The sequence below is a fragment of the Nocardia cyriacigeorgica genome (assembly GCF_029868385.1).
Taxonomy (GTDB): domain Bacteria; phylum Actinomycetota; class Actinomycetes; order Mycobacteriales; family Mycobacteriaceae; genus Nocardia; species Nocardia cyriacigeorgica_F.
Map to the genome: position 1 here is coordinate 66017 of NZ_JARWNX010000062.1, position 25642 is coordinate 91658.

General features: G+C 67.3%; 19 protein-coding genes. 7 read left to right on the forward strand and 12 right to left on the reverse strand.

Features of this window, described 5'->3' with window-relative positions:
* Window positions 1-3 precede the first annotated feature (3 nt).
* The 3 genes from QH168_RS23165 to QH168_RS23175 are packed head-to-tail and all read right to left on the reverse strand — an operon-like array spanning window position 4 to window position 9211.
* Window positions 4-849 carry an alpha/beta fold hydrolase gene (locus QH168_RS23165; protein ID WP_280236886.1) on the reverse strand — a complete coding sequence of 282 codons (846 nt, stop codon included), beginning with the start codon at window positions 847-849 and terminating at the stop codon, window positions 4-6.
* Entirely contained in the window at window positions 849-8228 is a 7380-nt protein-coding gene (locus tag QH168_RS23170) for a type I polyketide synthase (RefSeq protein WP_280236887.1), read from the reverse strand. The genes QH168_RS23165 and QH168_RS23170 overlap by 1 nt, the downstream gene beginning before the upstream one ends.
* Window positions 8225-9211 (reverse strand): prenyltransferase/squalene oxidase repeat-containing protein, encoded by a 987-nt coding sequence (locus QH168_RS23175; RefSeq protein WP_280236888.1) that lies wholly within the window; start codon window positions 9209-9211, stop codon window positions 8225-8227. The genes QH168_RS23170 and QH168_RS23175 overlap by 4 nt, the downstream gene beginning before the upstream one ends.
* 339 nt (window positions 9212-9550) lie before the next feature.
* Between QH168_RS23175 and QH168_RS23180 the strand changes: the two genes are divergently transcribed.
* Window positions 9551-11188 carry a class I adenylate-forming enzyme family protein gene (locus tag QH168_RS23180; RefSeq protein ID WP_280236889.1) on the forward strand — a complete coding sequence of 546 codons (1638 nt, stop codon included), beginning with the start codon at window positions 9551-9553 and terminating at the stop codon, window positions 11186-11188.
* Complete coding sequence (locus QH168_RS23185) at window positions 11188-12465, forward strand: cytochrome P450 (protein ID WP_280236890.1); 1278 nt, start codon at window positions 11188-11190, stop codon at window positions 12463-12465. The genes QH168_RS23180 and QH168_RS23185 overlap by 1 nt, the downstream gene beginning before the upstream one ends.
* Window positions 12466-12588: 123 nt before the next feature.
* On the opposite strand, the gene QH168_RS23190 is transcribed toward QH168_RS23185, so the two are convergent.
* A complete protein-coding gene (locus QH168_RS23190) occupies window positions 12589-12813 on the reverse strand; it encodes a hypothetical protein (RefSeq protein WP_280236891.1) in 225 nt (74 codons plus the stop codon).
* A gap of 392 nt (window positions 12814-13205) precedes the next feature.
* Between QH168_RS23190 and QH168_RS23195 the strand changes: the two genes are divergently transcribed.
* From QH168_RS23195 to erm, 4 genes are all read left to right on the forward strand, one after another.
* On the forward strand, window positions 13206-13625 hold the full coding sequence (locus QH168_RS23195) for an ankyrin repeat domain-containing protein (protein WP_280236892.1): 420 nt from the start codon (window positions 13206-13208) through the stop codon (window positions 13623-13625).
* A gap of 89 nt (window positions 13626-13714) precedes the next feature.
* Entirely contained in the window at window positions 13715-15964 is a 2250-nt protein-coding gene (locus QH168_RS23200) for a serine/threonine-protein kinase (RefSeq protein WP_280236893.1), read from the forward strand.
* 106 nt (window positions 15965-16070) lie between these two features.
* The gene (locus tag QH168_RS23205; protein ID WP_280236894.1) at window positions 16071-17063 is read left to right on the forward strand and encodes a tetratricopeptide repeat protein; all 993 of its coding nucleotides are present in this window, start codon (window positions 16071-16073) and stop codon (window positions 17061-17063) included.
* A 477-nt stretch (window positions 17064-17540) separates the two neighbouring features.
* Window positions 17541-18356 (forward strand): 23S ribosomal RNA methyltransferase Erm, encoded by an 816-nt coding sequence (gene erm / locus QH168_RS23210; protein WP_280236895.1) that lies wholly within the window; start codon window positions 17541-17543, stop codon window positions 18354-18356.
* Between the two features lie 70 nt (window positions 18357-18426).
* Here the strand turns inward: erm and thpD are convergent, their stop codons facing one another.
* The 7 genes from thpD to QH168_RS23245 form a co-directional block, all read right to left on the reverse strand.
* Window positions 18427-19299, reverse strand: a complete 873-nt coding sequence (gene thpD, locus QH168_RS23215) for an ectoine hydroxylase (RefSeq protein WP_280236896.1) — start codon at window positions 19297-19299, stop codon at window positions 18427-18429.
* A gap of 14 nt (window positions 19300-19313) precedes the next feature.
* Window positions 19314-19709 carry an ectoine synthase gene (locus QH168_RS23220; RefSeq protein WP_280236897.1) on the reverse strand — a complete coding sequence of 132 codons (396 nt, stop codon included), beginning with the start codon at window positions 19707-19709 and terminating at the stop codon, window positions 19314-19316.
* A gap of 15 nt (window positions 19710-19724) precedes the next feature.
* Entirely contained in the window at window positions 19725-20987 is a 1263-nt protein-coding gene (gene ectB, locus QH168_RS23225) for a diaminobutyrate--2-oxoglutarate transaminase (RefSeq protein WP_280236898.1), read from the reverse strand.
* The gene (gene ectA, locus QH168_RS23230) at window positions 20987-21535 is read right to left on the reverse strand and encodes a diaminobutyrate acetyltransferase (protein ID WP_280236899.1); all 549 of its coding nucleotides are present in this window, start codon (window positions 21533-21535) and stop codon (window positions 20987-20989) included. Before ectA ends, ectB begins: the two co-directional genes overlap by 1 nt.
* A gap of 203 nt (window positions 21536-21738) precedes the next feature.
* Window positions 21739-22797: a sensor histidine kinase gene (locus QH168_RS23235; RefSeq protein ID WP_280236900.1), complete on the reverse strand. Its 1059-nt coding sequence runs from the start codon at window positions 22795-22797 to the stop codon at window positions 21739-21741.
* 22 nt (window positions 22798-22819) lie between these two features.
* On the reverse strand, window positions 22820-23530 hold the full coding sequence (locus QH168_RS23240; protein ID WP_280236901.1) for a response regulator transcription factor: 711 nt from the start codon (window positions 23528-23530) through the stop codon (window positions 22820-22822).
* A gap of 155 nt (window positions 23531-23685) precedes the next feature.
* The gene (locus QH168_RS23245) at window positions 23686-24000 is read right to left on the reverse strand and encodes a hypothetical protein (RefSeq protein WP_280236902.1); all 315 of its coding nucleotides are present in this window, start codon (window positions 23998-24000) and stop codon (window positions 23686-23688) included.
* Window positions 24001-24237: 237 nt separating this feature from the next.
* Between QH168_RS23245 and QH168_RS23250 the strand changes: the two genes are divergently transcribed.
* Window positions 24238-24576, forward strand: a complete 339-nt coding sequence (locus tag QH168_RS23250; protein ID WP_280236903.1) for a hypothetical protein — start codon at window positions 24238-24240, stop codon at window positions 24574-24576.
* Window positions 24577-24603: 27 nt separating this feature from the next.
* Here QH168_RS23250 and QH168_RS23255 read toward each other — a convergent pair whose 3' ends face one another.
* Window positions 24604-25611: a PP2C family protein-serine/threonine phosphatase gene (locus tag QH168_RS23255; RefSeq protein WP_280236904.1), complete on the reverse strand. Its 1008-nt coding sequence runs from the start codon at window positions 25609-25611 to the stop codon at window positions 24604-24606.
* Between the last annotated feature and the right edge of the window lie 31 nt (window positions 25612-25642).

Sequence of the window (25642 nt, forward strand, 5' to 3'; positions counted from 1 at the left end):
CGGTCAGCCGGACACCAGGAACGGGGCGATCTCGGCCGCCACCGCCTCGGCATTCTCGATGTGCAGATGATGTCCACCGGGGAGCGTGACCTGCCGTAGTTTCGGCACCGTACCGATCCGCGCCGGATAGTAGGGCTCCACCAGGGAGGAGCGTTCCGCGGTCACCAACAGGGTGGGCGCGGTGATCGCGCCGAGGAATGCCAGCACCTGTTCTTCGGTCAGGGTCGGCGTGATGCCACGATTGAGCCGTACGTCATGACGCCAGGAGTACCCCGCGGCGACCTCCACCAGGTCTCGGTCGACCAGCAGTTGCGCGGTGTCGAGCAGAATATCGGCCAGCTGGACCCGCGCTTTCACCGCCTGCATCCGGCTGCGGTACACCGGGTGTCGGTCGCCACGCAGATAGGTGTCGAGGTAGCGGGCCGTTCCCGAGACGGTCCGCTCCGGATCCGCGGACAGCGGTCCGATGGCATCGATGAGTACCAGCCGATCGACCTTGTCCGGATGGAGACCGGCGATCAGCGATGCGACCGCCCCGCCGAGCGAATGACCGATCAGCCGGAAGCGATCCCAGCCCTGGGTATGGGCCAATTCGAGTACACAGGCCGCGAATTCGAGATAGCCGCAGGTGACCGAGGGCACCGGATCGGAGCGACCGTGGCCGGGCAGATCGACCGCGATCAGATCGGCGCCGACCAGATACTCGGCCAGCGGATCGAATCCGGCACAGTTGTCGAGGATGCCGTGCAGACAGAGCACCGGCAGCCCGCTACCGCCGGTGCCGCGCCTGCCGCGCAGGGTGATACCCGCCTTCGGCAGCGCGAACTCCACCTCTTCCCACACGCTCATCACGCGTCCAACCGGGCCAGCACCAGTTCCGACAATTCCAGGACGCTCGGGCCCTTCATCAGTTCCATGATGGTGACCTTGGTCGCCAGCTCACGTTCCAGCCAGGCACTGATCTCCACCGCCAACAATGAATCCAGGTAGTCCATCAGTGGCATGTTCTCGTCCAGGGTCTCGAGAGGGATGCCGAGTACCGCGGCCAGCCGGGTCTTCAGCGCACCCGTCAGCACCGCCCCACGATCTCCGGCAGCCGCGGTCTCCAGCTGTTCGCGCAGTGAACTGCCCCTGGCCGTGGTCACCGTACCCACGGCGCGGGCGGCCAGCAGCTCATAGCGGGGATGGCTGTCGAGCGTCATACCGTGGTGGCCGAGGAACTGCGACCAATCCATCGGCAGCACACCGACCTGCGGGGCCGGGGTGGACCACAGCGTCGTCAGCGCGCGATACGCCGCGGCGGCACCGAATCCGCGCATACCGGTCGCGGCGACGAACCGGCCGATGTCGTCGTGCCGGGCGACGTACCCGGCGTCGGCGATGGCACCCCAGTTGACCGCGAGCGCCACCTGGCCGCGCGCTCGCCGGGCGTGGGCCAACTGGTCGAGGAACGCATTGGCGACGGCATAGTTGCCCTGCCCGCGATTACCCACCATGGAGGTCGCCGACGAGAACAATACGAACGCCTCGAGCGGCAGGTCGGTGGTCAGTTCGTCCAGGTGCCAGGCACCGAACGCCTTACCGGCCAGCACCTTCCCCACTCGGTCGGCATCCATGTCGGCCAGCAGAGCGTCGTCGAGCACCATGGCGCAGTGCAGGATGCCGCGCAACGGCGGAAGGTCGGTGGCGATGCCTTCGAGGACGGCGGCCACCTCGGCCCGTACGGAGATGTCCGCCGTTTCGACACGGACCCGAACGCCGCGGGCACGCAGCGATTCGACCCGCGCCGCCTGGTCGTCGTCGGTGATTCCCTTGCGGCCCAGCAGAACCAGGCTGCCGACCCCGGATTCGGCGAGCGCCTCGGCCATCGCCGAGCCGAAACCGCCCAGTCCGCCGGTGATCAGCCAGGTGCCGTCGAACGACGGCACCCGGGGCGAACGGGCCACGGCGACGTCGCGCTCGTTCATCGCGAGCACGACCTTGCCGATATGGCGAGCCGCGGCCAGATGCCGGAACGCCGCTTCGGTCTGGTCGGGATGGAACACGCGGTAGGGCAGCGGCCGCAGTTCTCCGGTCGCGAACCGGTCCATCACTGCCCGCAACACCGTGTTCGTCGCTTCGGGACGGTCCACCAGCAGCTGCCGCAGATCGAAGGCGACGTAGGTGAGGTTGCGCAGGAACGGGCGCAATCCGAGCCTGCGGTCCTGTAACAGATCGCGTTTGCCCAGTTCGACGAACCGCCCGTACGGGGCGAGACAGGCCAGGCTGCGTTCCGCCGAATCTCCGGCGATCGAATTGAGCACCACATCCACACCGGCGCCGTCGGTGACCGCTCGGATCGAATCGGCGAAATCCAGGGACCGCGAATCGAACACATGTCGCACGCCGAGCGTGCGCAGCAGTTCCCGTTTGGCCGCCGAGCCCGCTGTAGCGAACACCTCGGCCCCCGCGGCGCGGGCGATCTGCACGGCCGCCAGGCCGGTGCCGCCGGTCGCGGCGTGCACCAGGACGCGTTCGCCCGCGCGGACCCGCGCCAGTTCGTGCAGGGCATACCAGGCGGTGAGGAACACGATCGGCACCGAACCGGCCACTTCGAAACCGAGCGTCTCCGGTTTCGGCACGACATGGGCGGCAGCGACGGTGAGATGGCTGCCGAGCGTGCCCTGTGCGGGGCTCACCGCGACCACGGCGTCGCCGACGGTGAAGTCGTGCACCCCGCTGCCGACTCGGGTGATCACACCGGCGCATTCGGCGCCGAAGCGGGGTTCGGTGGCCGATTCCATCGGTGGTATCTGCCCCAGCGCGATCATCACGTCCAGGAAGTTGAGACCCGATGCGACGACCTCGATCTCCACTTCCCCTGCGGCCGGTGCGGTCCGGGCCCGCTCGTGGTATCGCAGCGCGTCCAGCGAACCGGGTGCCTCGATGGTGAGTGCGACACCGCTGTCCGGCGGGAGCGCGGCGGCCTGGACCGTCTCGGGGCGCGGCGTCCACGAGGCGAGTCGCCGCACGAAACGTTCCCCGGACCGGATCACGACCTCACGTTCCCGGCCGTCGGCGTGCACCTCGGCCCACAGTGCGTCGAGATCACCGGGGGTCGGCTCGGCATCCAGGTCGACCACGGTGAAACGCAGTTGAGGCAGCTCCACTCCGATGACGGCTGCCAGACCCCAGGCCGCCGCACCGGTGAGATCGCCGCGGTCAGAGCGGAAGACGTGCGCGCCGCGGGTCACTTCGACCACCCGTGGCCACTGTTCGGCATCGTCGCGGCAGACTTGGCGCAGCAGATCGATGATGCGAAGCGTCGTTCCGGTGAGTGCCTCGTCGAGCAGCCCGGCGGCGCTGCCACGCAGATCGAGTATCGCGGTGGGCACCACCTCGCCGAGGTCGGACAGATCACGCTCGACGACAGCCCGTCCACCGCGTTCCCGCAACCGCTCGGCCAAGGCGTCCGCCAGTGGCTCATCGCCGCCACCGGTCAGCAGCAACCAGGTCCCCGGCTCCGGTTCGGGCGCGGGCGGTGGCGGCAGCACCTGTTCGGTGCCGGTACGGGCGACGATCAGCGCTTGCGAGCCGGGCCCCTGATGCGCCGGGTCGCCCAGCGCGACGACCTCCGCGAAGTCCAGCGACCGCAGCAGGTCCTCCCAACCGTGCGCGGACAGCAGTGGAGTCTGTGGGCGCAGCCGATGATCACGGAACGACCACCAGCCTTCGGTGAGCCCGAAGGTCAGATCCAGCCAGGGATTGTCCGGCGCCGCCTCCAGCAGCATCAGCACACCCTCGGGTGCGAGCAACTCCTGAAGGTAGAGCAGCGTCTTCTTGGCATCGGCGGTCGCATGCACGACATCGGAGGCGACGACCAGATCGAACGACCCGGCGGTGATCCCCTGACCCGCCGGATCGTGTTCGAGGTCCAGCACCCGGTAGTCGACGATATCGTGGCCGCGGAACCGTTCCCTGGCCGTGGCGAGAAACGCGGGCGACACATCGGTGAAGACGTATTCGCATCGGTCGGCGGGCAGTACCGGCAGCAGGCTCGCGGTGAGTCCGCCGGTTCCGCCGCCCACCTCGAGGATGCGCAAGGTGCGCCCCGGCGCGGCGGAATCGGCGAGTCGGCGCACCAGCTCCCGGCCGAGCGCATTGTAGAAGCGGGCGATCGGTGAGTTCTGGTAGATGGCCTCCAGATCGACCAGTGATCCTTCGGCGAACAGCAGCTCGATCGGGTCGGCCGCGCCGGTCAGCACCTCGTGCAGCCGATCACCGGTGCGGCGCAGCAGCAGCAGTTCCCAGGCGCAGGCCGGGTGGGCGTCGAACATCCGCGCCCACAGATCGTCCACGTCGTCGGCGCTGTGGGCGAGCCTGCGGTACTGCTCGCCCTCTTCGCGCAGGCTGCCGTCCTCGACCAGCAATCGCAGCAGGCCCTGGAGCGCCCGGCGATATTTCGGCAGCAGGGTCGGGATCTCACCCACTGTGAACTCCGCGTCGAGGCCGAACGCGTCGAGGGTCCGGGAGACATAGGCCGCGCACAACCGCGCGATATCGCGCTGGTATCCGGCGGCGTAGGTGGTGCGATCCAGCCGGTCCGACCACTGGCGCGCCGTCGGTGCCAGCTCCGCGGCCAGTGCGGTGAGATCGGTGGACAGGGCGCTGCGCTGCGGCGCAACCACCGGTCCGCATGGTTGCCATTCGAGCGTGTAGAAGTCACCGTCCAGCCCGCCCGCCGCGCTCTCGCTCACCGCCCGCACGGCTTTGCCGGACAGCGCGGTGTACTCGGCGAGTACCGTGCCCTGCTCATCGAGCAGATAGATGTCGACCAGCAGCGTGTCGTCGTTCTTGCGCGGACGGGTGTAGCACCAGACCGGAAGATCCACCGGCCGGTGCATCCGCACCCGCTCGATTCCGGTCGGCAGATAGCTGATCGGCAGCAGCTGATCGGGATGGCGCTCGGTCGGATGCAGGATGGCGCTCTGGAAGCAGGCGTCGAGCACGGCCGGATGCAGCAGGTAGCCGTCGAGGCGGCGACGCAGCACCCTCGGCACCTGAATCCGGGCCAGTGCTTCGCCCCGACCGATATCGATCCGGTCGATACCGCAGAACGCCGGACCGTAGGCGTAGCCGCGGTGGGCGAAACGGCCGTATACGTCGATCGCCTTCGCCGGGTTGGTGCACCGCTCCCGGATCGCGGCCAGGTCGAACACCAGCGCCTCGGTCGCGGCGCCGGTGTTCGACACGTGGAATCGGCCGCGTGCGTTGCGCAGCCAGGTATCGCCGCGCACCGACCGCTGATGGAACTCGAATGTGCCGTCCTCCGGATCGAGTTCGAGGCGGCTCAGCTGTGGTTCGTCGCCGAGTACGCAGGCACGTTCGAATTCGACGAACTCGAGCCCGCACGGCTGCCCGGTCCATTCGCTTGCCGCGGCCAGCGCGGCTTCGATATAGGCGGCCCCCGGCACGATCACCGAGCCGAAGACATCGTGCTCCCTGACCCACGACAATCGATGATCGTCCCAGCTGATCTCCCATGCGGGGCGGGCACCGGCGACCGGTTTGAGCATCGGATGACGCTGTCCCCCGGCCCGATAGCGTTGTGAGATCTCGCTCTCGTTCCAGAACGACTGTCGCTGCCAGGGATTGCGCGCAACATCGAGTACCGGGGCGCCCGCCTGATGATGTCGCGACCAATCGATCGCGGCGCCATCGGTGTAGAGGCGGGCGAAGGAGTCGAGGAAGGTCGCCCAGTCGTCCTTCTTCCGCATCAGCGAGGGCACGATGGTGGCCTCGGCGGAGATCTCGGTCACCGAATTGGTCAGGACCGGGTGCGGGCTGAGTTCCACGAAAGTGTCGTAGCCGTCGGCGAGCATCGCCCGGATCGCCGATTCGAACAGGACCGGCTGCCGGAAATTGCGCCACCAGTACTCGGTGCCGAGTTCGGTGCCCTCGATACGGGCACCGGTCAGCGTCGAATACAGGGGTATGGTCGTCGCCGCATGCTCGATATCGCCGAGCGCCGCGAGCAATTCGTCGCGCAGTGGGTCCATGTCCTGGCTGTGGCAGGCGCAGTTCACCCGCAGCAGGCGCGCGAAGATTCCCTGTTCGTCCAGATCGGCCGCCAGCGCCTCCAGCACCGGGCGCCGCCCCGACAGGGTGCTCGCCCGAGGACTGTTCAGCGCGGAGACCCACACCTGCCCCGGATACCGCGCGGCCAGCTCATCGGCCTGCGCTTGCGGGACCGCGACGAACATCATGGCGCCGGTCGGATCGGCTCCGTCCTGGATCCGGGCGCGGTGACAGATCACCTTCAATGCCTCGGACAGGCTCAGCGCACCCGAAACGTGTGCCGCGGCGATCTCGCCCATACTGTGCCCGACCACGGCATCCGGTTCGATCCCTCGGGAACGCCACAATGCGGCCAGTGCGATCTGCACGGCGAACATGGTCGGTTGCAGGCAGCGCGTCTGGCCCACGGGCGAGTCCGCCTCGTCCGCGGTCAGTGCTTCGTAGATGGACCAGTCGATGTATTGCCGCGCCGTCCGGTCACATTCGAGAATCGTGTCGCGGTACACCGGCGAGGTCTCCAGCAGCGTGCGCCCCATGGCGTACCACTGCGGCCCCTGTCCGTTGAAGACGAAGGCGACCTTCCCGGACCGGCCACGCGGGACCTGCCCGGACACGACCGTTCCGGCGCGCAGTTTCGCTGCCGCGTCGGCGGCGTCCACCGCGATCACCGTGCGCCGGAACTCGTGATGGCCACGGCGCAGCGCCGTGGCCGCGCCATACGATGCCAGCGCCACACCGGAGGTCTCCAGTACTCGCGCGTGCCGCGTGCTCAATTCGTCCAGTGCCGCCGCACTGCGCGCGCTGAACGTCAGCACCGTGGGGACACCGGTACTCTCGGGCACCCGGCTCGGCTCCGTCGATTCCTGGATCGCTTCGGCCAGTACGACATTGGCGTTCGTGCCACCGAAGCCGAAAGAGTTGACGCTCGCGTAGGCGATATCGTGCCCGTCGGGCCACGGCTGCCCGGTGGCGGCCACCGCGATCGGCAACTGCCCGAAATCGATATCGGGATTTCCCTCCCGGTAGTGCAGGCTCGGCGGCACCCGCCGGTGCTGTACACACAGCGCCGCCTTGATCAGCCCGGCGATACCAGCGGCGGCCTCCAGATGGCCGATATTCGTCTTGATCGAACCGAGCAGCGCGGTGCGCCCCTGCGCCCGCCCAGTACGCAGTACTCGGCCGAGGGCATTGGCTTCGATCGGATCGCCCACCGGCGTACCGGTGCCGTGTGCCTCGACATAGCCGATATCGGCCGGATCCACTCCGGCGACGGCCAGCGCCGCCCGGAAGTTCGCTTCCTGAGACTCGCCGCTGGGCACTGTGATGCCTTGGGTTCGTCCGTCCTGGTTGACCGCGCTGCCGCGGATCACGGCATAGACCCGGTCACCGTCGCGGCGGGCCCGGTCGAGCGGTTTGAGCAGCACCAGCCCCACGCCCTCGCCACGGACGTAGCCGTTGGCCGCGGCATCGAACGCACGGGACCGCCCATCCGGCGAGAGCATGGCGGCCTGGCTCAACGCGATACCGAACTGCGGGGTCAACATGAGGTTCACCCCGCCCGCCATCGCCAGTTCGCTCTCCCCGCGACGCAGGCTCTCCACCGCGAGGTGCACCGCGACCAACGACGACGAACAGGCGGTATCGATGGTCATACTCGGACCGCGCAGGTCGAAGGTATAGGACAGCCGGTTGGACACGATGCTCATGAAGGTGCCCGTCGCCGAATGCGCACCGAGCCCCTCGACTTCGCTCGGTGCCGATTGCAATGCGCCGTAGTCCTGACTGCACGCCCCGATGAACACACCGGTCCGGGTTCCCGCACAGGCACCGGGCACCACGCCCGCGTCCTCGAAGGTCTCCCAGGCCACTTCCAGGAGTTGGCGCTGCTGCGGATCCATCTGTTCGGCGATGCGGCCGGAGATACCGAAGAAGGCCGCGTCGAAGGTGTCCACCTCGTCGAGATAGCCGCCCCTGCGCGCGCTGATCCGGCCCGGCTGCTGTGGTTTCGGCGAATAGAACCGGTCGACGTCCCAGCGGTCCTCCGGGGTGGGCGTGATCGCGTCGACACCCTGTTCGAGCAGTTCCCACAGTTCCCCGGGGCCGGTGACACCACCTGGTAGCCGGCAGCCGATACCGATGATGGCGATGGTCTGGTCATCGGCGTTGTTCATTGCTGCTCCAGATATTTGAAGGCGGTAAGCACCTGTGCGGTTGTGAAGACGTGCTGGGTGGCTCGGAACTTGCGGTAGCCATCGGTTTCCGGATAGGGGTATCGCCCGCCGAACCATGAGCCGTCCACGCGGCGCCGGTCCAGCAACCAATCGACCGCGCGGCGCACCGGTAGATCGTCGACACTCATACCGGCCTGCGCGAGCGTCGCCAGCGCGAGCGCCGTCTGGAGTTCGGGCGCCGAGGGCTCACCACGGAAACCCTCGACCTGGGAGAACCAGCACCCGTCCGGGCGTTGCTGTTTCAGTACGAAATCGCGTGCCTTCGCCACGGTGGCGTAATCGCCGAATTGCACCAGGGCGGCGACGGCCGGACGCATCAGATAATAATGGGTGCAGTAGTAGTACCAATTGATGCCGAAATGCCCCTCGCTGCCCTGCTTCCCGGCGAGAAAATCCAGGGCCTCGTCCAGATACAGCGGTTCCACGTCTGCTTCGTCCAGTGCGCACAGGGCAAATCCGGTCACCGATGATTCCCATTGAAAAGCCTTGGGAATATGGCTGTGCACCTCGGCCCATGGTCCGTCCGGAGATTGTCGGCTCCGTAGAAATTCCACCTTGTCGCCGACGGTGTCGCCCTGACCGAGCAGGGCCAGCGCCGAGATGTACTCGCTACTGGTTTCGGTGCAGTACTCGGCGGGCCCGATCTCGAGGGCGCCCCAGCTGAGCATCCCGGTCGGCTTCTCCCGTCCGGCGAGGAAGTCGAGGATTCCGCGCGTCAGCTGCCCCGCATGGTCGGGTAATTCCCGCTGCCACAGCGCAATCGCCTTGAGGGCGTTGACCGAATCCCATTCCAGGAATACCACGCTCGACGGGTCCTCCGCGATGGCCCCATCGGATTGCTGACAGGCCAGGAAGTACCCGAACGCGTCGGCGACGACGTCGGTGAGCGCCTGCGACTTTCTGTCGAACAGTTCGGCGAGCATGTCGACTATCGCGGATCGCCACCCGAGGGAGTGAGGAAATAGAAAGCACTGTTATCGTTCATATTCCACTCCGCATACGCTCTCCGAGCCGGTCGACACCGAATCGCGCCGACACCGGCAAGTTAACACAGCGCAACCCGACGGGACGCTCCCATAAATGGGAATATGGTCACCTTGCAGCATTGCCCTGAATGCGATATTCAGTTCGCCGACACATACTTCCGGTCAGCATCCGCTGAGCGCAGCCGAACAATTCGAACCAACTCATGCGACACATCCGGTTCCCGCGGTACCTCCCCGCGGCCGGACAGTGCCGTTTTCGGTGGATGGGAAGACATCATGCAGCGTGCCGATCTCCTACGGCAGCCCTGGGTCGAGGTGACGACGCTCGGCGATCTTCTGGAGCGGCGGGCGCACGAACACCCGGATCGGATCGCGCTGGCCTTCCCCGACCAAGAGATGTCCTACGCCCAGCTCGCCGCGCGGGCCGAAGTCCTCGCCAGCGGATTGCTGGCAGCGGGCACCTCCGCCGGGGATGCCGTCGGCATCCTGCTGCCCAACTGCCCGGACTCCATCGCCGCATTGTTCGCGATCACCCGGATCGGCGCACTGCCGGTGCCGGTCAACAACCGGTTCAAAGAACATGAACTGACGCAGGTCATCACCCACTCGCGTATGCGGTTACTCTTCGTGCACGACTCCACGCCACTACCGGAGATCGTGCGGCAACAGGCACCGCTGCTGGAACACGTGGTACAGCTCGGAGATGAGCCGGTCGCGCCGCGCACCGTGTCCGAGCGCGAATTCCTCGACGACGGCTCCCGGCTCGGCTCCGGCCACGTGCGCGAGCGTGCCCGATACGTCCGGGTGCGCGATACCGCCGTAGTCATGTACACCTCCGGCACGTCGGCCAGCCCGAAGGGCGCCATGATCAGCCATGAGGCGCTGATCCGGTTCGCGGCAGGGGCCGGTCACGGCCGTCTCGAACTCACCGGAGACGACCGGGTCTGGACGCCGCTGCCGCTGTTCCATATCGGCGCGGTGGCCTTCGCGATCGCGAGTATCCACGCCGGCTGCACCTACGCCCATGTGGGCCTGTTCCGGCCCGACACCGCGCTGCGCCAGCTCGAAGCGCAGCGCTGCACGGTCGCACTGCCCGGCTTCGAAACGATCTGGCTGCCCGTGCTCGACCATCCCGACTTCGCGACACGCGACCTGTCCGCGCTGCGCCTGGTGATGACCGTCGGTGTACCAGAACGCGTCCGCGATATGGCGAGCCGTATTCCGCACGCGGTCCAGGTGTCCTGTTTCGGCATGACCGAAGCCAGCTCCTTCCTGTCGTTGAGCGAACAGACCGACACCCTCGAGCAGCGCACCACCACCGGTGGCCTGCCACTGCCCGGAATGGAATGCCGCGTCGTCGATCCGGAGACCGGTCAGGATCTGCCGCCGGGAACCGAGGGCGAATTGCTGTTCCGCGGGACGAACTGCTTCGACGGCTATCTGCACGATCCCGAACTCACCGCACGGTGCTTCGACGACCAGGGCTGGTTCCGGACCGGTGACATAGCGGTCATGGACGCGGACGGCCGGGTCACCTTCATCAGCCGCCGCAAGGACATGCTCAAGGTGGGCGGCGAGAACGTCTCCGCGGTCGAGGTGGAGGATTTCCTGCTCCGGCATCCGGCGGTGCACATCGTGCAGGTGGTCGCGGCCCCCGATTCCTACTACGTCGAAGTACCGGCCGCATTCATCGAACTCGCGCCGGGCACCACGGCGACCGAACAGGAGATCATCGACTACTGCCTCGGCAGTATCGCCACCTATCGCGCACCGCGCTACGTCCGGTTCGTCGACGAATGGCCGATGTCGGGCACCAAGATCAAGAAATACGTGCTGCGCGAACGTATCCGCACCGAACTCGAGGAGCGCGGGATCACCGTCGCGCCGAAACTACGTGCACCGCAGGGGGCGTGATGCGCGGTGAGCTGCGCACCCTGACCCGCCTCTACCGCAACTCCCTGCGCCTGCGCACCTCCACAGCGCTCGGTGACCCTGTCGCCTCGGTGCTCGACCTGCCACGCGGAGCCGACGGGCATCCGAGCTACGAACGGATTCGCGCCCGTGGCGATCTGGTGCGCGGCCGCAGCGGTCTGTGCATGTCCGCCTCGTACTCGGTGTGCAATGAGGTGCTGCGCGACAACAGATTCCGGGTGGCGCCGACCTCGGCGGTGCGCCTGCGACTACGCCCGCTACCGGATCAGCGCACCGATTTCCTGGTACATCCACTCGACGATTCGCTCGCCTCGGCGAATCCACCGGAGCACACCCGGCTGCGCAAACTCGTCGCGCCGCTGTTCGGCGCTGCGCAGATGCGGGCACGTCGCGAGTTCGTCGAAGATCTCGTCGAGCGCCAGCTCGACCGGCTGGCGGGCGGGGACCCGGTCGACCTGATCGATGGTTTCGCGCTGCGCATTCCGAGTCTGGTGATCGCCGACCTGCTCGGACTGCCCGCCGAACATCACGACGACTTCGCGCGCTGGGGTATCGAATTCGGCGCCACCGTGGACGGCGCCCGTGGCCTGCGCGAGCGCCAGCGCACCCGAGTCCTGCTCGCCGAACTCACCGACTATTTCGCCGACGCCGTGGCTGCCCGCCGAGGCGAACCCGGTCCCGATATGATCAGCGCCCTCACCGGTGCCATCGATACGGGCGATATGACCGAGGCCGGGGTCGTATCGACCTGCCAGGCGCTGCTCATCGGCGGTTTCGTCACCACGGCCAACATCATCGGCAACGCCGTGGTCGCGCTCTCGGCGAACCCGGACCAGCGCGCGATGTTCGCCGCCGACCTCGATCTGGCGGGCCGGGTGGTGGAGGAGACACTGCGCTGGGAGGCACCTGCCCAATACAGTGTTCGGGTGGCGGGCGAGAGCGTCGAACTCGCCGGGCAGCAGCTGTCCAAGGGCACCCCGGTGGTTCTGCTACTCGCCGCGGCAAACCGCGATCCCGACGTGTTCACCGAACCCGGCCGGTTCGATATCACCCGCGCGAACGCACGCGACCACCTGTCCTTCGCAGCGGGTGTGCACTACTGCCTGGGCGCGGGCCTGGCCCGGATGGAAGGCGAGATCGCCCTGCGCGCTCTCTATCGCCGATATCCGCACGTGCAGGCGGTGGGCGCGCCGTCGTACTGCCCGTCCAGGGTCATTCGTGGCCCGCAACGCCTACTCGTCCGCACCCACGCCGCCTGACGACTCCCGACACTGCTCGAGCGGACCTCGACGGGAAGAAGCCCACTGCGTCCTCCCGGTTCGGCCGCATATCGGGCGCCGGACGCGGCACTGGCGGCCGCGCTCGACCACATCGACCGCGCGTCAGCGTCGACGGCGCATGGTCAGCACACCGGCCACCCAACCGACGAGGAACAGGAACAGCAGGATTACCCACATCGGTGAGGTGATGGTGACGGCCAGGATGTCGATCGACACCTTGGTGCGATTCTGCAAAATGAAGACGACGGCCAAAATCGTCAGCACCAGCGCCACCCATTGGGTCGGTGACACTCGCCCCAACACCGAACGCTTCTCCGTGGTGTTCATGGCCTCTCCCATCTCTCCGACAGGGATATACATCCAGTATGACCGGTCGGCACCCGTGGAACCGGTGAACGACGCGTCACCGATACGTGCGGCGGCGAAGCACCTGCCCAAGGGTGCCCGGCGTAACGACGAGAGTCACCGGAACGCTGTAGTCAGTGGGGGTCGCACCATTCGCGTCGACATATAAGGGGTTCGCCCATGGTTCATCCGACCGTCGTTCCGTCCAACCCGATCGAAGCCCTCCTGATGACCCTGTCCTGGCTGGTGTGCTCGATCTCGTCCGGCCAGGGCTGCGCGATCATCCAGTAGACACGCCGTGCACGCCTCCGGCCCCGCGCCGGAGGCCTCGGCAGGTCCGAGTGTGCACGGCCCCGACTGGTAGTAATGGAACGGTGACTGCGGACAACGGCTCGGCCCCCGACCCCGGCAACGCTGCCATCGACCCCGAACTCCTCGAACTGGCCACCGCCGTCTTCGAGTTCGCCCGCGGCGGTGCGGCCGAACAGCTCGCCGCCTACCTCGACGCGGGAGTCCCGGTGAACCTCACCAACGATCGCGGTGACACCCTGCTCATGCTCGCCGCCTACCACGGCCATCGCGAGACGGTCGCGGTCCTGCTCGCTCGCGGCGCCGATCCGAACCGGGCCAACGACCACGGTCAGACACCGCTGGCCGGTGTGGTGTTCAAGGGCGAAACCGAGATCGTCGGCGATCTGCTGGCCGCGGGCGCCGACCCGGACGCGGGAGCCCCGTCCGCGCGTGCGGCCGCCACCATGTTCGGCAAAACCGACCTGCTGAAGCTCTTCGGCTGACCCTTCGCTCGGCTACTCCCGCGCAATCCATCGCGACCCGGCGCCGCAAGTACCCGGTCCGCCGCCGCCGACAGCGTTACGATGCGCACATGGCGCACTCCGCCCCGCCTGCCTCCGGGGTGACCGTCCAGCCCGACCGGTCGCCGGAGACATCGCGTGGCAACCAGGTGGCCGAGGCCATCGAACGCTTCACCGCGGCCTGGCAGAACGCCGACACTCCCCCGGAACTCCGCAGCTATCTGCCCGATGCGCCCGCCATCCGGCGGGTATCGCTGATCGAGCTGATCAAGATCGATCTGGCGCATCGGTGGCAGCGCGGCACCGCACCGAAACGATTGGCCGAATACGTCGACGAACTGCCGGAGCTGCGCACCTGGCCGTTACCGCCGGATCTGATCTACGAGGAGTTCCATCTACGCCGCCGGGCGGGCGGTTCGGTCGACGTCGACGAATACACCGCCGCCTATCCCGAACAGGCCGAACAACTTTCGCAACTGCTCACCACCGAGGACTATCACAGCACCCTGCTCGGCGTACCCACCGAACCGGCGAATCTCGATGAGCTGGAGGCCGGGCAGCGCATCGACGACTTCGATCTGATGGCCGGGCTCGGCCGCGGCGCGTTCGCCCGGGTCTTCCTCGCCCGCCAGCGTTCCATGCAGCGGCTGGTCGCGGTGAAGATCTCCCGCGACAAGGGCACCGAACCGCAGACCCTGGCCCAGCTCGACCACGACTACATCGTGCGCGTATTCGACCAGCGGGTGCTCGACGCGCCGCCGCTGCGGCTGCTGTATATGCAGTACGTGCCCGGCGGGACGCTGCTCACGGTGCTGGAACGGGTGCGCAACACACCGCCGCAGCAGCGCAGCGGACAGTTGCTGATCGACGTCATCGACGCCGTGCTCGCGGACAAGGGCGAGATCCAGCCCGCCGAATCACCGGTCCGCGCCGAACTCGCGGGGCTGTCCTGGCCGGAGACGGTGGCGTGGCTGGGCCGTCGACTGGCACAGGCCCTGGATTACGCGGGCGGCGTCGGTGTCCTGCACCGCGACGTCAAACCGGCGAATGTGCTGCTCACCGCGGAGGGCATACCCAAGCTGGCCGATTTCAACATCAGTTTCAGCGGCAACGTCTCCGGCGCCAGTCCGGTGGCCTACTTCGGCGGATCGCTGGCCTATATGTCCCCCGAGCAATTGTCGGTGGTGCATCCCGAGCGTCCGGCCGCCGCCGCCGACCTCGATACCCGCAGCGACCTGTTCTCGCTGGCCGTCGTGCTGTGGGAGCTGCTCACCGGCCGCAAACCCTTCGATGACGACACCATCGACGGCGGCGACCGCACGGCATTGGATTCGATGCTGGACCGGCGCGCCCACAGCCCGCAGGATCTGCCCTACGACGATCTGCCGCCCGACACCCCCGCCGCCCTGCGCCGTGCGCTGGTGCGCGCTCTCGAACCGGATCCGGCCAAACGCTGGGAGCGCGGCGCCGATATGGCCCAGCAGCTCCAGGTCTGCCTCGACGCCCACGCCCGCGATCTGGTCGATCCACCGCCGGGCAGCGCGCGGCTGCGTGCGCGCAGCTGGATCCATCCGATCATGGCGTTGGCCATCGCCGTACCGAACGCGCTGGCGATCCTCTACAGCTACAACCACAATCGCACCCTGATCATCAGCAAACTCGACGCCGATGCCCAGCGCACCTTCGACCGCATCGCCTGGACCAGCTACGGTGTCGGCTTCCTGATCGGCGCGGTGGTGACCATCGCGCTGGTGATGCACCTGTGGCTGATCATGCACGGGCTGCGCCGTGGCCGCGACTACGATGCCAAGACCCTGGCCAGGGCACGATCGGACACCCTGCAACTCGCCAGTCGCAATGTGTTGACCTGCTTCGTGCTCTGGGCGATCACCGGCGTCGCGGTGCCGATGTCGGTGCAGCTGTCCGGCAGCCACATCAGCGCCGAATCCTCGGCGCATTTCTTCCTGACCCAGATCGTGTGCGGCGCGATCGCCATGGCCTATCCGTACTTCCTGGTCAGTTTCTACGCGGTGCGCTGCCTGTATCCGGCGTTCCTTCCGCTGGGCGGGCTCACCGCCGAGGACAGTGCGCAACTGCGTGCGCTGGACCGGCGCAGCACCTACTTCCTGACCATCGCCGCGGCGGTGCCGCTGCTCGGCGCCGCCGGGGTGACCTTCATCCCGCCCGCCGACATTCCGTCGGTGATCGTGCCGCTGCGGGTGCTGTGTTTCGGCGGTGCGCTGGCCTTCGTCGGCGTGTATTGGTTGTTCCGGATGCTCGAACGCGATCTCGCCGCGCTCGAACGCATAGTCACGCACTGAATCGCCACGAAACCGCGGGCCACGGCGAGTACGGTATAGCCGCCGCGAGGGGTCGATCGCGGTGATCGGGTATCGGGGAAAGGCGGGGCAGGACATGATCGAACCGGTGACATCCGCGGTCGCACCGGCGACCGGCACACCGACCGTGGCCGGCCCCGAACTACCGTTGGCGCACAGATACCGCAGCGCCGACCCGATCAGCTGGCACGGCAGCACGGTGTATCCGATGTACACCGAACAGCTCGGCGGTGCGGCCGCCACCCTCACCCTGACCTTGCTGTCGGCGACTCCGCCACCGGGTGTGCGCGGACTCGGGATGGGGTTGTCGATGGTCGACGGCTATGTCGGCGTCGACCGGCGGCGACTGCCCGGTGTGGATGTCTGGAGCGATGCGCTCGCGCGCGGCATCACCGTCGAATTGTCGGCCGCGGGCCGTGGCGCGCTGTACTCGTTGACACCGGTCTGGCTCGACGCCGACGGTTGCGCCCGCTCCTGGTCGGGCAATTACGGTGTCGTCGTCGAACCCGCCGCGAACGGACATGTGGTGCTGTGGTGCAGCCTCGGGACGGGACCACCGCATTTCGCGGATCTGGTCGTCGACGTGGCGGCCGCACCGGCGGATACGACGCCCCTTCCCGCGGTGAGCGACACCATCGCCCGGCCGGGTTCACTGGTTCCCGTTGCACGACAACATGGTCCGGTCCTCGACGCCGACCGCTCCGCCATGCCGGACAGCGGGATCGATTCCGCGACGACACTCGCCGACCCGGACTATCGCGCCGCCCTCTACGACCTGGGGGTGGCGATGTTCGGCCGTGGTGAGGAAGGGCGGGCGTGCGAGATCTGGTCACAGGCCGCGGCGGCCGGACATGCCGAGGCGGCCTACGACCTCGGTGTCGTGCGGTTTCGGCACGGCGATCTCGACGAGGCCGAACGCTGGTGGCGGACGGCGGCGCAGCGCCGGGTCATCCGCGCGATGGCGGGTCTGGCCGAACTGATGGCGCGGCGCGGGGAGCACGCACAGGCCCGGGTCTGGCATACCCGTGCGGTCACCGCGCAGACCGTCGCGCAATCACTGCCAGCACACCGCACCGGATAGATCCCCTCGGCCGATGCAACGCACGGGACAGGCGTCCCGGCCGATGCATCACAACCGGATAGACCTCCTCGGCCGATACATCGCACCGGATAGGCGTCCCCGGCCGATGCGTCCCCCGGCCGATGCGTCGCACGGACAGGCGTTCACGAGCCGCCGCATCACACCGGACAGACGTTCACGGGCCGCCGAAATTGAATGGACGGCCTCGGGGATGCGCGTTAGGGTGACCGCCATGAGTGGCATCACAGGTCGGCACGCGACGTGCGCCGGTGTGTATTTTCTCCGCCTGCGCACGGTGGCTCGGACTCTGCCGGTGCACCCTCTCGCGCGCTGACCAGACCGCTCACGCGCTGAGCACGCCGCTCGACGCGTCGAACACCCTCTCACGGTTCTGGTAACCGTCGTCTCCACGTGCCCTGGCATGGGTCCGGGCGAATCACGCATTTCCCGATTCGTCCGCTCCGTTCGGAGGACCCCATGTCCCGCAAACACTTTCCCCCGCATGCCCGGACCACCAGCACGCGTAAGCGGCTGTCGCAGAACTTCCTCACCGATGTCCGCGCCGCCCGCACGATCATCCGCGCGGCCGAGGTCACCGCCACCGACCTGGTGCTGGAGATCGGCGCCGGTGACGGCATGCTCACCGCGCAACTGCTCGACCGGGTGCACCGGGTGATCGCCTACGAGAAAGATCGCCACTATGCCCGGCGGCTGCGCGCTCGCTACGACGACAACCCCCGCATCCGAGTGATCGGTGACGACGTCCTCCGCGCGAATCCGCCGGGCCTACCGTTCGTGGTTGTCGCCAATATCCCGTTCGGGATCAGCACCGACATCCTGCGCTGGTGCCTCCAGGCCCGGCAGCTCACCTCGGCGACACTGCTCACCCAGCGGGAGTTCGCACGCAAGTACTCCGGCGACTACCAGCGCTGGAGCAAACTCACCGTCACCCGGTGGCCGACGGTCACGATGACACTCGGCCCGAGCATCGGGCGCGGCAGTTTCGACCCGGTCCCGCGGGTCGACGCCGCAGTGCTGCGCTTGACTCGCCGGCCACAACCTCTGCTACCCGACGCGGCACTGGCCGACTACAACGACCTGGTAGAACTCGGCTTCTCCGGCGTCGGCGGCTCGCTGGCCGCCTCACTACGCCGCGCACACCCGGCCCCGGCCGTGCGCGCGGCCTGCGCCGCGGCCGGCATCGCCGCCGACGAACCGGTCGGGCTGGTCGACCCCGACCGGTGGATCACCCTGTACCGACACCTGCGCCGGATACCCGCCGCGCTCGACTGACCCACACACGCCGCGGCGGCGGGAAGGACGCTCATGCCCTTCCCGCCGCCGAGACGTGACAGCCGCTCACTCAGATCGGCGTGAAATCGCGGCTCGCGATATAGGTCGGCCGTCGCGCCGGTGCGGCGAACGGCTCCACCAGCGTGTTGTCCACACTGTTGAACACCAGGAAGATGTTCGAGCGCGGGAACGGCGTGATGTTGTTGGCCGAACCGTGCATGATGTTCGAATCGAACAGCAGCGCCGAACCCGCCTTACCGGTGAACTGCGCGATACCGTACTTGTGCGCCAGTACATCGATATCGGACTGCGTCGGCACACCGATCTGCTGCTCCCGCAACGACTCCCGATAGTTCTCCGCCGGGGTCTCGCCCTGACACGGCACGAATGTGCGGTGCGAGCCCGGCATCAACATCAGACTGCCGTTGAACGGATAGTTGTCGGTCAGCGCGATGGAGATGCTGACCGCCCGCGGAGTGGGCATACCGTCCTCGGCGTGCCAGGTCTCGAAATCGGAATGCCAGTAGAAACCGGTACCACCGAAGCCGGGCAGATAGTTCACCCGACTCTGATGCAGATAGACCTCCGACCCGAGGATCTGCCTGGCCAGGCCCGCGACCCGCGGCTCGGCGGCCAGCTCCGCAATCGCGGAGCTGAGCCGATGCACCTCGAACACCGAGCGCACCCGGTCCGAGGACTTCTCCACGATCACCCGCTCGTCGCCACGCAGATCGGGATCACCGGCGAGCCGGTCGATCTCCCGGGCGAAGCGGTTCACTTCGTCCGGGGAGATCAACTGGTCCACGATCGTGTACCCGTCGGTATCGAATCCGGCGAGCTCCGGCGCCTCGATTCGACCCCACACCGTCGCATCGTGCCGCTCGAGATGCGGCGCCGGACCAGAGGTCCGGGTCGGGTAGTGATCGATCCGATTGTGTGCCAACGTCGCGTCCTTTCTCAGGTGGCCGGAACGGCGACCAACGGATAGACGCCGTTCTCGTCGTGAACCTCCTGCCCGGTGACCGGCGGATTGAACACGCACATCATGCGCATCCGGGAACGCACCTCCAACTGGTGCTTCTCATGGCCGTCGAGCAGATACATCGAACCGGGAGCCAGTTCGTAGGTCTGATTGTTGTCCAGATCGGTCAAGGTGCCCTCACCCTCCACCAGCCACACCGCCTCGATGTGGTTCTGGTAGTGGAAGACGTGGGTGGTGCCCGCCTCGATGGTGGTCTCGTGGAACGAGAACCCGACACCGTCGCCGCCGAGCACGATGCGTTTACTGCGCCAACCGGTACCCGCCACATCGCGGTCGGTGCCGGTGATCTCTTCGGTGGTACGCACGATCATGGGTGATGGTCCTCCTCAGGCGCCACAGACGGTATGGACGGCTCCGGTCAGGATCTGCAATCCATGGTCGAGCTCATCAGAGGTGATCGTCAAGGGCGGAAGCAATTTGACGACCTCATCGGAGGCACCGGAGGTCTCGGCGAGCAGACCGCGTTCGAACGCGACCTGGCACACCTTGCCCGCCTGCGAGGCGTCCTCGAAGACCAGACCGTGCACCAGCCCCCGGCCACGGGTCGAGATACCGGGCAGTCCCTCGGAGATCGCGGTGAAGGATTCGGCGATCTGCTCACCCTTGGCCTCGGTGGCCGCTTGCAGCGCACCATCGGACCAGTAGTGCTCGAGCGCCACCTGGGCGGTGATGAACGACGGGTTGTTACCGCGGAAGGTGCCGTTGTGCTCACCGGGCGACCACACGTCGTGCTCCGGCTTGAACAGCACCAGCGCCATCGGCAGACCGTAACCGCCGATCGACTTGGACAGGGTGACGATATCGGGGGTGATCCCGGCCGATTCGAAGGAGAAGAACGGACCGGTGCGCCCGCAACCCATCTGCACATCGTCGACGATGAGCAGGATGCCGCGCGCCGCGCACAGCGTGGCCAGATGCCGCAACCATTCGGCGCGGGCCAGGTTCACCCCGCCCTCACCCTGCACGGTCTCCACGATGACGGCGGCCGGACGGTCGAAGCCGGAGGACGAATCGTCGAGGACCCGCTCCATCCACTGGAAGTCGGCGGTGGTGCCGTCGAAGTAGCCGTCGTAGGGCATCGGGGTGGCGTGGTTGAGCGGCACACCCGCACCCGCGCGCTTGGCGGCATTGCCGGTGACCGACAGGGCGCCGAGCGTCATACCGTGGAAGGCGTTGGTGAAGCTCAGCACCGTCTGACGACCGGTGACCTTACGGGCCAGCTTCAGCGCTGCCTCGACGGCGTTGGCGCCCGTCGGGCCGGGGAACTGGACTTTGTAGTCGAGCCCGCGCGGCGCCAGCAGCGTATCGCGCACGGTCTCGAGCAGTTTGCGCTTGGCGACGGTCGACATATCCAGTCCGTGCGTAATGCCGTCGGAGGCGATGTAATCGATCAACGCTTCCTTGAGCACCGGATTGTTGTGCCCGTAGTTGAGTGCGCCTGCACCCGCGAAGAAATCGAGGAAATCCTTGCCCTCTTCGTCACGCAGCCAGGCGCCTTTGGCGGTTTCGAAAACCGTCGGCCAGGAGCGGCAGTAACCACGCACATTCGATTCCAGTGCGTCGAAGATCGTCGTGTCAGCGGTGATCATCAGAGATCCCTTTCAGTTTTACGGGCGATCGGTGCGATTCGGTACAGGTCCTCGGCGATATGGCTGTCGGGAAAATCGCCGGGTGCGAACAATTCGCTCTTGGTCATCTCCGCCTCGCGGCGCCGCGCCAGTGCGGCGAACATCGCGATGGAGGCGGGGTTATCGGGTGAGACGGTCGTCTCCAGGGCGTCCACGCCGTGGCCTTCGATGTCGATCAGGTTGTCCACCAGGCGATCCAGCATCGCGACGCCGAGTCCGCGACCACGCTGATCGTGATCGACGGCGACCTGCCAGACGAACACGGTGCGCGGCGACTCCGGGCGCAGATAGCCGATCACGAAGCCGACGACCCTGCCGTCGACCTCGGCGACCACCGAGGTCGAGGCGAAGTCACGGCACCACAGCAGATACGCGTAACTGGAATTGGTGTCCAGTACCTGCGAATCCTTGGCGATACCCCACATCCGGGCCCCGTCGGAAATTCTCGGCGTCCGCAGATCCAGCACCCCGACATGCTGTCGAGGCGATCCGGATGACGAGGAATCCATGCTCGGTGCGTCTCCGTCCTGTGTGGGCAAAGCTTGCGTTGACATACAACTCCGAGGTTCGTTTCCAGTACTTTCCCAGGCTTACGAATGAACTTTGAGGTGACCTGGTCGAGAACTTTACGATTGTGTTACAGCCGTGTGACGCGGTTCATGAACCCTCCATTTTCGGGATATACCTCACGTTTCGATCGGCGGTGTTCTGGTCACTCGATGGCGGGAAGACGAATGGTGAATCGCGCCCCGCCGCCCGGTCGGGCGCCGCATTCCACCCGGCCCTGATGGGTGGCGACGGTTTCGGCCACCAGTGCCAGCCCGATACCGGTGCCACCGTCGGTGGTGCGGCGACTGGTACGCGCGGTGGCGAAGCGTTCGAAGATCCGATCCCGGTCGGCCGGTGGCACACCGGGCCCGGCATCGTCGACCGCGATCACCGCTTCATCGCCCTCGCGGTGCACGGTGACCGCGACGACGCCGCCACCGTGGCGGTCCGCGTTCTCCAGCAGATTCACCACCGCGCGTTCGAGTTCGAGTTTGCGACCGAAGACGATCACGTCCTCGGTCACGATCAGCAGTTCGGCCGGATGCCTGCTGTCGCGCAGGGTGTGGGTCAGCAGATCGCGCACCGACATCGGGTCGGCGTCGCCGTGGTGCATACCCGCCTCGACCCTGGCCAGGGCGAGCAGATCGTCGAGCAACCGCCGTAGATGGTCGACCTCGGCGGTGACCAACTCCAGCGCCCGACGGGAACGCTCCGGGAGATCGTCGCGATGCTTGTTCATCACCTCGACGCTCGCGGTGAGCGTGGTCAGCGGGGTGCGCAGCTCATGGCTGACATCGCCGAACAGCCGGTGCTCGCGGTCGATGCGCCGTTGTAGCGAATCGACCATCCGGTTGAACGAGTCCACGGTGCTGGCCAGATCCTGGTCGTGGGTATCGGGCAGGCGGATACCGAGATCACCGGAGGCGATCCTGGCGGCCGCCTCGGCGACATCGCGCAGTGGACGCAACACCCGCCGACCGACCCAGACACCGACCGCACCGCCGAACAGGGTGGCCGCCAGTGCACAACACACCAGCAGTACGGGCCGGTTGACCACACGCTGGCCGAGAGTCACACCGTCTTCGTCCAAGCGGGCGAAGACGAGGAGGACCAGGGCCAGCGACATCAGGCCCGAGGTCGCCGCGAAGGCGATGGTCACCCGGCCCCGCAGACTCCACAGACCCGGGTCGAGCCGGGTGCGGACGCTTTCGGCGTTCGTCATCGATCTGTGATGGGCGGCCCGCTCAGCGTTGCATATCGAGCCGGTAGCCCAGCCCCCGTACAGTGACCACGATGCGCGGATCGGAGGGATCGCGCTCGATCTTGGTGCGCAGTCTGCGCATATGTACGTCGACGATGCGTTCGTCGCCGAAGAAGCCGCGGTCCCAGACCCGCTCGAGCAGCACCGAGCGGCTCAGCACCCGGCCGGGTACTTCGGCCAGCTCGCACAGCAGTCGGAACTCGGTGAGGGTCAGGCCGATCTCCTCCTCGCCGCGGCGGACCGCGCCGCCGTCGGGTGCCAGGATGAGTGGCGCTTCCGGATCGGCATCGAGCACGACCTCGACCGGGGCCTCCCGTTCGGCCGAGAGCTGCGCGCGGCGGCGCAGCGCCCGCATCCGGGCGGTGATCTCCTTGATCTCGAAAGGTTTGGTGACGAAGTCGTCGGCGCCGGCTTCCAGTGCCGCCACCACGTCATGGGTGTCGTCGCGCGCGCTGACCACGATGATCGGCACATCGTGATCGCGGCGGATCTCGCGGATGCAGGTGAAACCGTCCATGCCGCCGAGCATGAGATCGACGATCATCACATCGGGGACGCCGTTGCTGCGCAGATGGTCGAGCGCGTCCTCGGCCTCCTCGGCTTCTGCGACGTCGTAGCCCTCGTCCTCCATGGCCAGGCGTAACGCACCCCGGACCCTGTCGTCGTCTTCCACGATCATCAGGCTCGCGCTCAATATTCAAATCCTTTGCAGATACGCGGAACGCATCGCGGGGCGGAGGTTCGCATCCCCTGACCGACGCGATGTTCCGCTTTTCAGCTTTTCTCGAGCAACTATGGAGTAACAGTAATGCCCTGTATGCCCGATTGCTAAACCTTGCGTGAGTTTGCTCACCAAACTGGTCGGTCGGGTCGCTCCAGTCGGAAGAAGTTGCTCGGGCTGCCGTCCGGGCCGCGCTCCTGGTAGCGGAAGTACAGCCGCCGGGCGTCGAAGGTGGCGAACCAGTCCTCCCATTCCACCGGCTGCAACCCCGCCCCGCCGTAGCGGGGGAAGTCGAACCGCAGGACGTCGACGCGGCCGTGGCCGTTGTACTCGCTGCCGGGCATGGTGGCCGGATTGGCCCCACGCCGCTCGGCCCAGCGGCGGATCACGGCGTGGTTGGTGGTGACCATGGTCTGTCCCGGACCCGATGGTCCACCGTTCATGACGAACCTCCTCGCGGTAGGTGCGTGCGTAGCGGTCACCGATGATCGAACCGTCGAGTCGATCGCACCGGCTCGCCGAATTGGTACCCGCGACCGTCGCGGGACAAACCACCGGACAGCGTGGTGTCCGGCGATGCCCCGGTGGTGGTCGTCTCGATTGCGCCGACGATCACGGGGTACCCGACCGCTATCACCCTCCGTGTACTCGACCCGACCACGGACCGGAAGGAGACCACGATGGTTGCCGGACCCGACGATTCGACCAGGGGTTTTCACCGCGATTCCCCGCACGTCCCCGAACACCGCTTCCCGGACGACACCAGAACCACGCGCGCCCACGCGGGTGAGGCGATGGAGGATGTGCGCAACTGGCCGGGCATCGTGGCGTGCGCCCTCGGCCTGGTGGCGGTCGCCCTCACCCTGACGGCGGCCGGTTACGGCTACGAGGGCTGGGCGATCATCAGCGGTATCGCCGCGGCGGTGCTACTGATCGGCGGTGTGGCTGTCATCGCGCTCGAACATCGACGAGTGAAGGCGATGCGGGGACACAAACTCTCCGATCAGCAGGGTCACTGACCGTTTGCCCGCTCCCCTGTCGGCGGTTCAGGCCCGCGCCGCGACGCCCACCGGCACCAGTGCCACGGTGATGTTGTCACCACCACCGCATTGCACCGCGTAGTCGGCCAGATCGCGCGCCGCGGCGGCCGCGGGCTTCGCCGTGGCTATCGCGGCCAGCGCGACCGGATCGGGCAGATAGTTCCAGAGACCGTCGCTGCACAGCAGCAGGACGCCGGGACCGGTGAACCGGAAGGTCTGCACGCTACGGGTGGACCACGGCTGCTGGTCGTAGTCGGCGCCGAGCCAGCGCAGCAGAGTGTGCGCGCGTGGATCGTTCATGGCGGCCGTCTCGTCCATCGCACCGGCGTCGACGAGGGCCTGGGCCCAGGAGTCGTCGAGGGTGAGTCTGCGCGATCCGGTCTCGTCCTCGCCGCGCGCGGCGTTCTCGGGGACCAGCCAGTAGGCGCGGCTGTCGCCGACGTTGGCGACGGTCACCGTCGCGGTGCCAGCGCCGTCGTCGTGCACGATCGCCGACACGTAGGTGCACGAGGGCGAGTCGCCGTCGATCGAGGCGATATCGCGGACCGCGCGGGCGGCGGCGGCCAGGCCGGCGGTAGCGGCATCCTCGGTGGGTCCGCCGTCGGCCAGCGCGCTCAGGCAGGCATCGACCCCGGTGCGGGCGGCGGTGCCGGACGCGGCCTGCGGGTTCGGGGATGAGGACACACCGTCACAGACGGCGACGACGGCCACCGGTGGACGGCCCGGTGCGGGTGTGCCGACGCCCGCGGCGACCGAGTCCTCGTTGCGGGCATGCACCAGGCCACGATCGGTGACCAGGGCGACGGGTCCGAGGTCGGCCTCGAACCGGTCCGGTGGCGCGGGCACATGGTCGCGACCGGGCTCGATCGCACCGGAAGACGGCTCCACGGCCACGTCCGCGTGCGGTAAGGCGACTCGACGTGGCGGCTCGGCGGCTCCGCCCGCGCCGAACGATTCGGCCGGAGCCGGGGCGCTCACATATTCCGAACTGCCGAGACCTGCTTCCGAGCTCATCGGGTCACCGCCGTCCGTGCCGCACAACCGG

Coding starts and splice junctions, on each gene's coding strand:
- QH168_RS23165 (WP_280236886.1), bottom strand. CDS start 849: ATGAGCGTGTGGGAAGAGGTGGAGTTCGCGCTGCCGAAGGCGGGTATC.
- QH168_RS23170 (WP_280236887.1), bottom strand. CDS start 8,228: ATGAACAACGCCGATGACCAGACCATCGCCATCATCGGTATCGGCTGC.
- QH168_RS23175 (WP_280236888.1), bottom strand. CDS start 9,211: ATGCTCGCCGAACTGTTCGACAGAAAGTCGCAGGCGCTCACCGACGTC.
- QH168_RS23180 (WP_280236889.1), top strand. CDS start 9,551: ATGCAGCGTGCCGATCTCCTACGGCAGCCCTGGGTCGAGGTGACGACG.
- QH168_RS23185 (WP_280236890.1), top strand. CDS start 11,188: ATGCGCGGTGAGCTGCGCACCCTGACCCGCCTCTACCGCAACTCCCTG.
- QH168_RS23190 (WP_280236891.1), bottom strand. CDS start 12,813: ATGAACACCACGGAGAAGCGTTCGGTGTTGGGGCGAGTGTCACCGACC.
- QH168_RS23200 (WP_280236893.1), top strand. CDS start 13,715: ATGGCGCACTCCGCCCCGCCTGCCTCCGGGGTGACCGTCCAGCCCGAC.
- erm (WP_280236895.1), top strand. CDS start 17,541: ATGTCCCGCAAACACTTTCCCCCGCATGCCCGGACCACCAGCACGCGT.
- QH168_RS23220 (WP_280236897.1), bottom strand. CDS start 19,709: ATGATCGTGCGTACCACCGAAGAGATCACCGGCACCGACCGCGATGTG.
- ectB (WP_280236898.1), bottom strand. CDS start 20,987: ATGATCACCGCTGACACGACGATCTTCGACGCACTGGAATCGAATGTG.
- ectA (WP_280236899.1), bottom strand. CDS start 21,535: ATGGATTCCTCGTCATCCGGATCGCCTCGACAGCATGTCGGGGTGCTG.
- QH168_RS23235 (WP_280236900.1), bottom strand. CDS start 22,797: ATGACGAACGCCGAAAGCGTCCGCACCCGGCTCGACCCGGGTCTGTGG.
- QH168_RS23245 (WP_280236902.1), bottom strand. CDS start 24,000: ATGAACGGTGGACCATCGGGTCCGGGACAGACCATGGTCACCACCAAC.
- QH168_RS23250 (WP_280236903.1), top strand. CDS start 24,238: ATGGTTGCCGGACCCGACGATTCGACCAGGGGTTTTCACCGCGATTCC.
- QH168_RS23255 (WP_280236904.1), bottom strand. CDS start 25,611: ATGAGCTCGGAAGCAGGTCTCGGCAGTTCGGAATATGTGAGCGCCCCG.